The organism is Microterricola pindariensis, assembly GCF_002936985.1.
In the GTDB taxonomy this organism is placed as follows: Bacteria; Actinomycetota; Actinomycetes; order Actinomycetales; family Microbacteriaceae; genus Microterricola; species Microterricola pindariensis.
Genome location: NZ_MPZN01000094.1, coordinates 1 through 10,326, shown reverse-complemented (window position 1 = coordinate 10,326; position 10,326 = coordinate 1). Strand labels below are relative to the sequence as shown.

13 protein-coding genes are annotated in these 10,326 nt (G+C 72.2%); 6 read left to right on the top strand and 7 right to left on the bottom strand.

Features of this window, described 5'->3' with window-relative positions; genetic code table 11:
• Positions 1-505 (bottom strand): FAD-dependent monooxygenase (locus tag GY24_RS16360; protein ID WP_193953635.1); only part of this gene is annotated, 505 nt, incomplete at its 3' end.
• 85 nt (positions 506-590) lie between these two features.
• On the bottom strand, positions 591-1,352 hold the full coding sequence (locus tag GY24_RS16355) for an IclR family transcriptional regulator (protein WP_104477591.1): 762 nt from the start codon (positions 1,350-1,352) through the stop codon (positions 591-593).
• Positions 1,353-1,492: 140 nt separating this feature from the next.
• Between GY24_RS16355 and GY24_RS18140 the strand changes: the two genes are divergently transcribed.
• Genes GY24_RS18140 through GY24_RS18130 form a run of 3 tightly spaced genes read left to right on the top strand, consistent with a single transcriptional unit; the run spans position 1,493 to position 3,000 of the window.
• A complete protein-coding gene (locus GY24_RS18140) occupies positions 1,493-1,960 on the top strand; it encodes a hypothetical protein (RefSeq protein ID WP_233279432.1) in 468 nt (155 codons plus the stop codon).
• A gap of 9 nt (positions 1,961-1,969) precedes the next feature.
• Positions 1,970-2,107, top strand: coding sequence for a hypothetical protein (locus GY24_RS18135; protein WP_233279431.1), 138 nt, complete (start codon positions 1,970-1,972; stop codon positions 2,105-2,107).
• Between the two features lie 53 nt (positions 2,108-2,160).
• Positions 2,161-3,000, top strand: a complete 840-nt coding sequence (locus GY24_RS18130) for an oxygenase MpaB family protein (RefSeq protein WP_233279430.1) — start codon at positions 2,161-2,163, stop codon at positions 2,998-3,000.
• 19 nt (positions 3,001-3,019) lie between these two features.
• Here GY24_RS18130 and GY24_RS16345 read toward each other — a convergent pair whose 3' ends face one another.
• From GY24_RS16345 to phnD, 5 genes are all read right to left on the bottom strand, one after another.
• Complete coding sequence (locus tag GY24_RS16345; RefSeq protein ID WP_104477587.1) at positions 3,020-3,655, bottom strand: TetR/AcrR family transcriptional regulator; 636 nt, start codon at positions 3,653-3,655, stop codon at positions 3,020-3,022.
• Positions 3,652-4,452, bottom strand: a complete 801-nt coding sequence (locus GY24_RS16340) for a tyrosine-protein phosphatase (protein WP_104477585.1) — start codon at positions 4,450-4,452, stop codon at positions 3,652-3,654. Before GY24_RS16340 ends, GY24_RS16345 begins: the two co-directional genes overlap by 4 nt.
• Complete coding sequence (gene phnE, locus GY24_RS16335; protein WP_202972972.1) at positions 4,449-5,306, bottom strand: phosphonate ABC transporter, permease protein PhnE; 858 nt, start codon at positions 5,304-5,306, stop codon at positions 4,449-4,451. Before phnE ends, GY24_RS16340 begins: the two co-directional genes overlap by 4 nt.
• Positions 5,290-6,090: a phosphonate ABC transporter ATP-binding protein gene (locus GY24_RS16330; protein WP_233279429.1), complete on the bottom strand. Its 801-nt coding sequence runs from the start codon at positions 6,088-6,090 to the stop codon at positions 5,290-5,292. Before GY24_RS16330 ends, phnE begins: the two co-directional genes overlap by 17 nt.
• Positions 6,091-6,152: 62 nt before the next feature.
• On the bottom strand, positions 6,153-7,052 hold the full coding sequence (gene phnD, locus GY24_RS16325; protein WP_104477579.1) for a phosphate/phosphite/phosphonate ABC transporter substrate-binding protein: 900 nt from the start codon (positions 7,050-7,052) through the stop codon (positions 6,153-6,155).
• Between the two features lie 288 nt (positions 7,053-7,340).
• Between phnD and GY24_RS16320 the strand changes: the two genes are divergently transcribed.
• The 3 genes from GY24_RS16320 to GY24_RS16310 all read left to right on the top strand — a co-directional run.
• Positions 7,341-7,838: a bifunctional nuclease family protein gene (locus GY24_RS16320; protein ID WP_104477577.1), complete on the top strand. Its 498-nt coding sequence runs from the start codon at positions 7,341-7,343 to the stop codon at positions 7,836-7,838.
• A gap of 110 nt (positions 7,839-7,948) precedes the next feature.
• Positions 7,949-9,340: an FAD-binding oxidoreductase gene (locus tag GY24_RS16315; RefSeq protein WP_104477575.1), complete on the top strand. Its 1,392-nt coding sequence runs from the start codon at positions 7,949-7,951 to the stop codon at positions 9,338-9,340.
• Positions 9,337-10,326: class I SAM-dependent methyltransferase (locus GY24_RS16310; RefSeq protein ID WP_104477573.1), on the top strand; the 990-nt coding region annotated here is incomplete at its 3' end. The genes GY24_RS16315 and GY24_RS16310, both read left to right, overlap by 4 nt.

Here is a 10,326-nt window from a genome sequence, read left to right as displayed (position 1 = left end):
CGACGCTGCGGGAGCCGTCGGCGCCGACGACGAACTCGGCCTGGATCTCCAGCTGCCGGCCGTCGGCGCCTGTGGCGATGATGCGGGGCCGGTCGGACGACGCGTCCTCGACGCCGGCGGCGGTCACGCCGAAACGCAGGTCTTGGCCGGCGGCGAGGCGGGCCGCGATCAGGTCTTTCAGCGCCTCGTGCTGCGGGTAGAGCCAGACGCTGCGGCCGACGAGCGCGGCGAAGTCGATGCGGTGGCGCTCGCCGTCGAAGTGGAACTCGACGCCGTCGTGCCGCTTGCCCGTTGTCAGCACGCGGGAGGCGGCGCCCATGCTGGCCAGCACCTCGACGGTGCCCTGCTCCAGGATGCCGGCGCGCACCGTGCCCTCGATCTCGGCGCGGCTGCGCGAGTCGATGACGATCGAGTCGATGCCGGACTCGGCCAGCAGGTGGCTGAGCAGCAGGCCGGCCGGGCCGGCGCCGATGATCGCGACACGGGTGCTCACAGGCTGGGTCAAGTCGTCTCCTTCGACGGCGGGATGCGGAGCGACCAGTCTCCCCGGCGCCCGCGTCGGGCGCGACACTTTGCCCGTTGAACGGCAATCAGGTGCGCCGGGCGGCTGCCAGTGCGCGCGAGATACTGGCCGCCGCGGCGAGCAGCTCCTCGAGCGCGGCCGCCTCCCGCCCCGAGTCGCGCGGCAGCACGACCGAGAGCGCCGCCGTGATTCCGCCGGCCTCGTCCCGCACGGGCACGGCGACCCCGGTCGAGACCAGCTCGATCCAGCCGGGCGCGACGACGTGGCCGCGGCGGCGCGCGTCATCCATCACCCGGCGGAGGGTGGCCGGGTCGGCCGGCGTCTCGCTCGTGAGGGCCGTCAGCGGGCCGGCGAGCAGGCGGCTCTGCACCTCGTGGCCCGCGTAGGCGGCCAGGATCACGCCCGAAGACGAGGCGTGCAGCGGCAGCCGGCCGGCCACACGGGTGACATTCGCCCCGGATTCCGGGGCGGAGAGTCGCTCGAGGAAGAGTGCCTCGTCGTTCTCCAGCACGGCCAGCTGGGTGTGCTCGCGGATGCGGGTCTGCACCCGCTCCATGAACGGCATGGCGAGCTGGCGCAGCCGCATGGCCCCCGCGCTGCGGGTGGAGAGCTCCCACAGGCGCAGCCCGACCCGCACCCGCTTGTCGTCGCCGCGCTCGAGCAGCCCTTCGGCGATCATCTCGCTCACGAGCCGGTGCGCGGTCGACGGCGGCAGTCCGGCCCGCCGGCCGATCTCGGACACGGTCTGAGCGGTGCGGCTGGGTGTGAACGATTCCAGCACCCGGGCGATGCGGCCGGTGAGGGAGTCGCCGGAGGGGGAGTTGGCCATGGACTGATCGTGCCACAGAGCGCCGATCCGTGCCGATGAACGGGCAACCGTGAGCTGAAGTGCGGGGACGGCGTCCGGGGCGGCAGCGCGGTGTGCCGGGTGCATGCGAGAGTAGGCCCATGTCGCCGCGAGAAGACCGAGTGAGGCAGATCATCGCCGTGAGCCTCTGCTGGCTCCCGCTGCTCGTGCTCCTCCTCTCCCTCCCCGCCACGTGGGAGGCCGTCACCGGCACGATCACGACGCAATGGCAGGCCGCGGTCGCCTCCACGCAGGCACCGGCCTGGACCGCCCTGCTGCTGCCGGCGTCCGTGAGCTTTCTCACGGGCCTGCTCGCGACCGCCTACGACGGCGGCGGCCGCGGGCGACGCATCGCCTACCTGTTCTGCTTCGGCTCGGCATCCGCCGCGCTCTGGGTCTGGTTCTGCCTGCTCGGTGCGAATGCGGGTCCGGCCGAACCCGCGATGCCGAACCAGATCTTGCTCTTCCCGTTCTTCGTGCTGCTGGGCTTCATCCCGTGGGCGGTCGCCGGGCGCGGGGCGGAGGCGGCGGGGCCGGATTCACCCGCTTCGCAGCAGATCCGCAGCCGCAGCGGGGCCGAACCGGGCTAGCGTCGTCTCATGAGCGATCGCCGCGCGGCCGACGCCGGCACCCCGCCGAACGGGGCGCCGCACGGCAGCGCGCACGACGGCATCGCGCACGACGCCACCGCGCGCTGGCGGCCCGGCCGCTCGGGTCGCCGCCGGCCGCCGCCCTGACGCACGCGCTCGCGGGCGGCACGGATGCCGGCTTCTTCGGCCCCGGCAGCGCGGTGTGGGCGGTCAACGGCGCACTGCCGACACTCGTCGCCGGGATCCGCGCGCTGCTGCTGCAGACCCTGCACCCCGGCGCGATGGCCGGCGTGCACGACTGGTCGCGCTACCACGAGGACCCGCTCGGACGGCTGGACGGCACCGTGCGCTGGGTGGCCACGACGACGTTCGGCGACCGGGCCAGCGCGACGGCGGCATCCGCCCACGTCTCCCGGCTGCACGAGCACGTGACCGGAACCTACGTGGACGCCCGCGGCGCCGAGCGCGCCTACGCGGCGAACGACGAGGAGCTGCTGCGCTGGGTGCACGACGCCTTCACGGAGGCGTTCCTCGGCGCGCACGCCACCTGGGGCGGGCCGATCCCCGGCGGGCCGGACGCCTACGTGCGGGAATGGGCGCAGGCCGGCGTGCTGATGGGCGTCGCCCACCCGCCGCGGAGCGTCGCCGAGCTGCACGCCGAGATGGACGCCTTCCTGCAGGAGGCCAAGCCCGACGCCCGGGTCGCCGAGGCGGTGCGGTTCCTGCGGAAGCCCGGACTGCCGGGCATGACCGGCCGGGTGTACCCGATCCTGTTCGGCGGGGCGGTCGCCTCGCTCGATCGGCGCCAGCGCGAGCTGCTCGGCCTGCGCCGGCCGTGGTGGCCGGCGGTGACGTTGACGCGGGCGTTCCTCGTGTTCGGGGTGCGGGTGCTCGGCCGGATGTCGCCCAGCGAGCAGAACGCGCGGGCGCGGATCGCGCGGCTGGAGGCAGAGGCCCACGCCCGGGACGCGGCGGGCGCGTCGGCCGACGAACGGGCGGGCGAGCAGGCGACCGGCGCGGAGCCGGCCCTGGAGGGTTGAAACCCCGCTGACGCCACCCTCAGGCCAGCATGCCGCGCCAGACGATGTCGAGCGCGGCGCGCACGCGGGAGCGGGTGGCCGGGTCGTCGAAGCTGTCGCCGCGCACGATGAGCTGGTAGTAACAGGCGCCGGCGATGGCATCGAAGCTGGCCTCCACATCGAGGTCGGGGCGCAGGATGCCGCGCTCACGGCCGACCAGGAACGCCCGCTCCATCGGGCCGCGCCGGCGGGCGACGTGCGACGACCAGTACGCCTTCTGCAGCTGCCGGTCGGCCATCACCAGCCGGATGCGCTGGCGGAAGCGGGTCTCGGTGAACTGCGAGTTGCCGCCGAAGCTCGGGTCGCCGAGCAGCGCGGCGAACACCGCCTCGCGCAGCGCGCCGGCGCCGTCTCCGTCGGTGGGGATCTCGGCCGGCACACTGCGCCCGACGTCGAGCGCCGCGGCGATCAGCGTGGTCATCGATGGCCAGCGGCGGTAGAGCGCGGCACGGCTGACACCGCTGCCGGCGACCACCCGGGCGACCGTGACCTCCTGCTCGGCGTCGATCAAGGCGAGCACCGCCGCGAGGATCTGCCCGTCGAGCTCCTCGTCACGCGGGCGACCGGGGCCGCGGCGAACCGCGGCCCCGGCATCCGGAGCGGTGGGCAGGGTCATGCGCCGAGCGCGCGGGAGCGCAGCCGGGCGACGGTGTCGTCGCCGAGGCCGGCCGCACGCAACGGCGCCAAGGGGTCGCCGTGCCGCTCGCGGAGCCCGGCGAGCAGCACCCGCATCGACGGGTGCATCGGCTGCTCGGTGAGCGACGCGGCGCTCGCCCCGTTGAAGTCGATGCCGAGGCGGGCCATCATCGCCCCCATCACCGGGCGGGTGCGCTCCATGATCGCGGGCATGTTGGGTCCGGTGCTGGCGTAGTCGGCGACGATGTCCTCGTCGTCCGCACCCAGGATGAGCAGCAACAGGGCAGCCAGCACACCGGTGCGGTCGCGGCCGGCCGCGCAGTGGAACGCGGTCGAACCCGGGGTGAAGGCGATGATGCCCAGCGCGGTGACGAGCTGCGGGGCGGCCCGTTCGACCATGGCCAGGTACATCTGCCCCATCGCCTCCGGGGTGAAGCTCTGCGCCTCCTTCGGCATGCCATCGGCCACGCTCGCCAGGAGCGGCAGGTGGTGATAGGCGACGGCGTGGCCGGCGAGCGGGCCGCGGCCGGTGAGGGCGACCTCGAGCGGGGTGCGGAGGTCGATGACCGCGGCCAGCCCGTTGGCCACCAACTCGGCGGCCGCATCCGCGGTGATGGTGGAGAGGTCGTCGGCCCGGATGGCGAGGCCGGGGCGCACGCTGCCGTCGCCGACCGGGATGCCGCCGAGGTCGCGCAGGTTGACCGGCGCGCTCAGCACGATGTCGATGCCGGTGTCGATGCCGGTGTCGATACCGGGGCGGACGAGGGTGGAGGTCATGTGATTCTCTTTCTGATGAGGGCGCTGCCCTGGTCGATGGCCGTGACGAGCACGATGATGCAGATGATGATGGCGCTGAGGTGCCCGTAGTCGTACATGCGCATGGCGGTGGTGAGCTCGAGGCCGATGCCGCCGGCGCCGACGAGCCCGAGGATCGTCGCCCCGCGCACATTGCCCTCGAACAGGAGCAGCGTGTACGAGACCAGCAGCGGCGCGGCCTGGGGAAGCACGCCGTACTGGATCACCTGCCGCTTGGAGGCGCCGACGGCCTGCATGGCGGTGATCGGGCCGCGGTCGACCGACTCCATCGCCTCGGCGAAGATCTTGCCGATCGAGCCGAGGGAGCCGAGCGTCATGGCGAGGATTCCGGCGAACGGGCCGAGGCCCACCGCCGAGACGAACATCAGCGCGAAGACCAGGTCGGGAACCGAGCGGATGACGTTCATCACCCAGCGGGCCGGGTAGTACAGCCACTTCGGCGCGATGTTCGAGGCCGCCGCGAACGCGACGAACAGCGACAGCACGGCGCCCAGCACGGTGCCGACGATGGCCATCTGGAAGGTCTCGACGAGCAGCGCGGCGATGGTGCCGAATTTGCCGAAGTCGGGCGGGAACAACCGGGAGAGGAACTCGCCCATGTTGACGGTGCCCTGGCCGAGCTTCGCGAAGTTGAACTCGGCGCCGTTGAACGACCAGAGCAGGAGCAGGATCGCGACCGGGATGCCGATCAGGAACCGGGTGCGCGGCGCCGTGAAGGCGCGCTCCAGGCGGGCCCGCTCGGCCGCGCTGAGCGGGGTGGGCGTCGTCTCGCGGCGCACAGCCTGAGCGGGGGGAGTCTCAGTGGTCGCGCTCATCGCCGGCGCCCTCCTCGTCCTGGTAGAGCACCGCGAGCTGGGCGGCGTCGAGCTGCGCCGTGCGCCCGGAGAGCACCATCTCGCCGTGCCGGAGCCCGACGATGCGGTCGCTGTGCGCGAGGGCCAGCGGCAGCACGTGCAGGCTGACCAGCACGGGGATGCCGTCCTCGGTCGCTATTTCGCGCAGCAGCTCGAGCACCGAGTCGGCGAGCTTCGGGTCGAGGGACGCCACCGGCTCGTCGGCGAGGATCGCCCGCGGCTGCTGCATGAGCGCCCGGGCGATGGCGACGCGCTGCTGCTGGCCGCCGCTCAGCGAGCGGGCGGCATCCTTCGCCTTGTGGGCGATGCCCACCCTGTCCAGCAGGTGCATGGCCCGGGCGCGGTGCGCGCTGGAGAAGCCACCGACCATGTTGATAGGGCCGGCGCCGTGCAGCGCGCCGGTGAGCACGTTGGAGAGCACGCTCAGGCGCGGGATCAGGTTGAACTGCTGGAACACCTGGCCCACCTCGGAGCGGAGCGTCCGAAGCTCGCCGCGCGCCAGGTTGGTGACGTCGTGCCCGGCGACCCGCACGCTGCCGCCCGAGATCGGCGCGAAGCCGGTGAGGCTCTTCATCAGGGTGGACTTGCCGGAGCCGGAGGCGCCGAGCAGGGCGACCATCTCGCCGGGGAACAGGTCGAGCTCGACGCCGTTCAGCACGAGCTGCTCGTCGTAGGCGACCCGGAGGCCGCGCACCGAGACGAGGGGAAGGGCGTGGCGCAGCTCGGCGGTGGTGGGCAGTTGCACGGCGGGCATCGTGGCGGATGTCAGGGCATCTGTCGGTGGGGCGACGGGGCGAACCGCCGTCCTCACTTCAGGTCCTCGAGCTTCACGCCGGCGACGGCCGCGATCTCGGCGAAGGAGGAGAAGACGCTCGGCTTCGGCGCGATCTCGACGTCGAGCCCGATGAAGGAGCTGTAGCCGGCGAGAGCCTCGGCGTTGGCCTCGGAGAACACCTTCGGCAGCGCGGTCTGCAGCAACTCGCGGGTCTCCTCGTCGAGGGACTGGCGGGCGAGCACGGTGCCCATCACGTCCATCGCCGGGCTCTCGCCCACGGCCCGCCACTCGCCGTCGGCGAACGGGAACATGGGCGCGCCCATCTCGGTCAGCACGAAGGCGGTGCAGGCGGCATCCACCTGGCCCTGCGCCAGCGCCGCGAAGCTGCCCTCGTGGCCGCCGGCGAAGATCGACTCGTAGTCGGTGCCCTGCTCCAGGCCCGCCTCGTGCAGCATGTAGACGGGCATGAAGTAGCCAGAGCTGGAGGCCTGGTCGGCGAAGGCGACGGTCTTCCCGGCGAAGTCCGCGACGGTCTGGATGGGGGAGTCCTCCAGCACGACGCAGGTGGAGACCGGGTCGCCGCTGCCCTTCCAAGCGAGCAGTGCGTCGACCTCGCCGGTGTTGACGGCGAGCGCGGAGGGGAAGCCGCTCATGATGCCGATGTCGACGTGGTTGGAGCGGATGGCCTCGACGACGCTCAGATAGTCGGGCACGTCGGTGATCTCGACGGTGCGCCCGGTCTCCTCCTCGAGCAGGCGGGCCAGGGCGTCGACGGGGTTCTCGACAGTCGGGTCGTCCGAGACGGGGATCGTCGCTATCGTGATCGGGGCGTCCGCGGCCGGCGAGGCGCCGACGTCGGATGCCTGGCATCCCGTCAGTGCGAGGGCGGAGAGGGCGAGCATGCCCACCGCGGGCAGGGTAAAGCGACGCATGGCGACCTTTCGGAGTGTGGTCCCTCGCGAATTGCGAGAACACCGGTATCCAAACTCCCGAAGGTGAGCGGCAATTACGAGAACGCCGTACTGCGAATCAAACGGAGGGTGAACAGTGCGGGCACGGGCCGGCCCGGCCCCGGCCGCCGGGTGCCAGCGGCGCCGAGCCGGCGGTGGGCGGGCGCATCGGTCGGAAACAGCGGCTGGGCGATGACTCGCAGGGCCGTCACGCGGGCGCGGGACGTACTATGGCGGTGTCATGCCCGACGGTTCGACGGGAGTCGACACATGGTAGAGGTTCGCGTACTCGGGGTCGCCCTGGACGTCGAGGGTCAGCATGTCATCCTGCTGAAGTCGGTCTCCGATGCGCCCGGCGTCGGGCAGGTGTTGCCGATTTGGGTCGGCGAGCAGGAGGCGACCTCGACGCTCTTCGCCCTGGGCGGCGACCCGCCCCCGCGGCCGCTGACCCACGACCTGATGAAGACGCTGGTCGACAGCGTCGGCGCCCGCGTCGAACGGGTGGAGGTGACCCGAATCGACGAGGGCACCTTCTACTCGGAGATCACGCTCGCCACGGCCGCCGGCCGGCTGGTGCTGGATGCCCGGCCCTCGGATTCCGTCGCCCTCGCGGTGCGGACCCAGACGCCGCTCTTCGTCGCCGACGCGGTGTTGGAGGCGGCGGGGATCCCCGCCGCCATGGTGGAGACGGTCGCCGACGAGGACGAGGCGCTCGACGAATTCAAAAAGTTCCTGGACGACGTGGACCCGGAGGACTTCCAAGGCTGAACGGGCGGCCTCAGCCGATGGCCATGCCCCGCGATGCGTCTGCCGAACGCCGCCGACCGCCAACCGGATTAGAGGTCGCGGCCCGCGGCGTTGCGGACTAGCGTGGGAGCGTGTCCGTCGCTCCGGTTGATGCACGGGTCGCTCACGCCGATGGCGTGCAGCGCCTTCTGGCGAGCTATCGGGCCCTGCCGGACGGCGCGCCGGTGCGGCTGGCCAAGCCGACCTCCAACCTGTTCCGCACGCGCACCCAGGCGCGCGCGCCGGGCCTGGACACCACCGGGCTGACCGACGTCATCGCCGTCGACCCCGAGGCGCGCACCGCGGATGTCGCCGGCATGTGCACCTACGAAGACCTGGTCGCCGCGACGCTGGCGCACGGGCTGGCACCGCTGGTGGTGCCGCAGCTGAAGACCATCACCCTCGGCGGGGCGGTCACCGGCCTCGGCATCGAGTCGACGTCATTCCGCAACGGCCTGCCGCACGAGTCGGTGCTCGAGATGGACATCCTGACCGGCGCGGGGGAGCTGCTCACCGCGTCGCCGGAGGAGAACCCCGACCTGTTCCGCGCGTTCCCCAACTCCTACGGCACCCTCGGCTACGCGGTGCGCCTCCGCATCGAGCTGGAGGAGGTGAAGCCGTTCGTCGCGCTCCGGCACGTGCGCTTCCACTCCCTCACCGAGCTGGTCGCGGCGATGAGCCGCATCACCGAGACCCGGCAGCTGGACGGCATCCGCGTCGACTACCTCGACGGCGTCGTGTTCAGCGAGGAGGAGGGCTACCTCTGCCTGGGCACGCAGAGCGATGCGCCCGGCCCGGTCAGCGACTACACCGACCAGGCCATCTACTACCGCTCCATCCAGCACGAGGCCGGGGTCAGCACCGACCGGCTCACCATCCACGACTACCTGTGGCGCTGGGACACCGACTGGTTCTGGTGCTCGGAGGCCTTCGGTGCGCAGAACCCGCGCCTCCGCCGGCTCTGGCCGAAGCGCTACCGGCGCAGCAGCTTCTACGGCGCGCTGATGAAGTATGAGCAGCGGTTCCACATCGGCGACCGCCTCGAACGGGTCAAGGGCAAGCCGCGGCGGGAGCGGGTCGTGCAAGACGTCGAGATCCCGATCGAGCGCTGCGTCGAGTTCCTGGACTGGTTCCTGGCCCGGGTGCCGATCACCCCGATCTGGCTGTGCCCGCTGCGCCTGCGCGAGTCGGGCGAGACGGCTGCCGGCTGGCCGCTCTACCCGATGCAGCCGAACCGCAGCTACGTCAACGTCGGCTTCTGGTCGACGGTGCCCGTCGGGCGGCTGACCGGCCAGACGAACCGTCTGATCGAGCGCAAGGTGAGCGCACTCGACGGCCACAAGTCGCTGTACTCCGACTCCTTCTATACGCCGGCCGAGTTCGACGCGCTCTACGGCGGCGAGGCCTACCGCGCGGTGAAGCGGCGGTACGACCCAGACTCACGACTCCTCGACCTCTACGCGAAGGCGGTGCAACGACGATGACGACGTTCAAAGAGCGGATGCCGGATGAAGCCGAACACGACGATCCCGGGCATGCCGGCGCCTCCGCAGCGGCGCCCAAGCTGACCCTGGCGCAGATCCTGGAGATCCTGGCGGGCGGCCGACTCCCGCTGCGCTTCACCGCCTACGACGGCAGCTCCGCCGGGCCGCCGGACGCAGCGCTCGGCATCGAGCTGAAGTCGCCGCGTGGCACCAGCTACCTGGCCACCGCCCGCGGCGACCTCGGCCTCGCCCGCGCCTACATCGCCGGCGACCTCGAGATCCACGGGGTGCACCCCGGCGACCCGTACGAGCTGCTCAAGGCGCTCGCCGGGGACCTCGTCTTCTCGCTGCCGCACCCGCGCGTGATCGCCGACATCGTCCGCTCCATCGGCGTCTCGCACCTCCTGCCGGTCGCCCCGCCGCCCGAGGAGGCGCCCGCCCGCTGGCGCCGCGCCGCCTCGGGCCTGCGGCACAGCAAGGGCCGCGACGCCGACGCGATCCACCACCACTACGACGTCTCCAACACCTTCTACGAGTGGGTGCTCGGCCCCTCCATGACCTACACCTGCGCGTGCTACCCGGACGCGGGCGCCACGCTCGACGAGGCGCAGGAGAACAAGTACCGGCTGGTGTTCGAGAAGCTGCGGCTGAAGCCAGGCGACCGCCTGCTGGACGTCGGCTGCGGCTGGGGCGGCATGGTGCGCTACGCCGCCCGCCGCGGCATCCGCGCCACCGGGGTGACCCTGTCGAGGGAGCAGACCGCGTGGGCGCAGCAGGCCATCGCCGACGAGGGCCTCGCCGGGCTGGCCGAGGTGCGCTACGGCGACTACCGCGACATCGGCGAGACCCGCTTCGACGCCGTCTCGTCAATCGGGCTGCTCGAGCACATCGGCGTGCGCAACTACGCGGCGTACTTCGCGTTCCTGCAGTCGCGGCTGCGCCCGGGCGGCCTGCTGCTCAACCACTGCATCACCCGACCGGAGAAC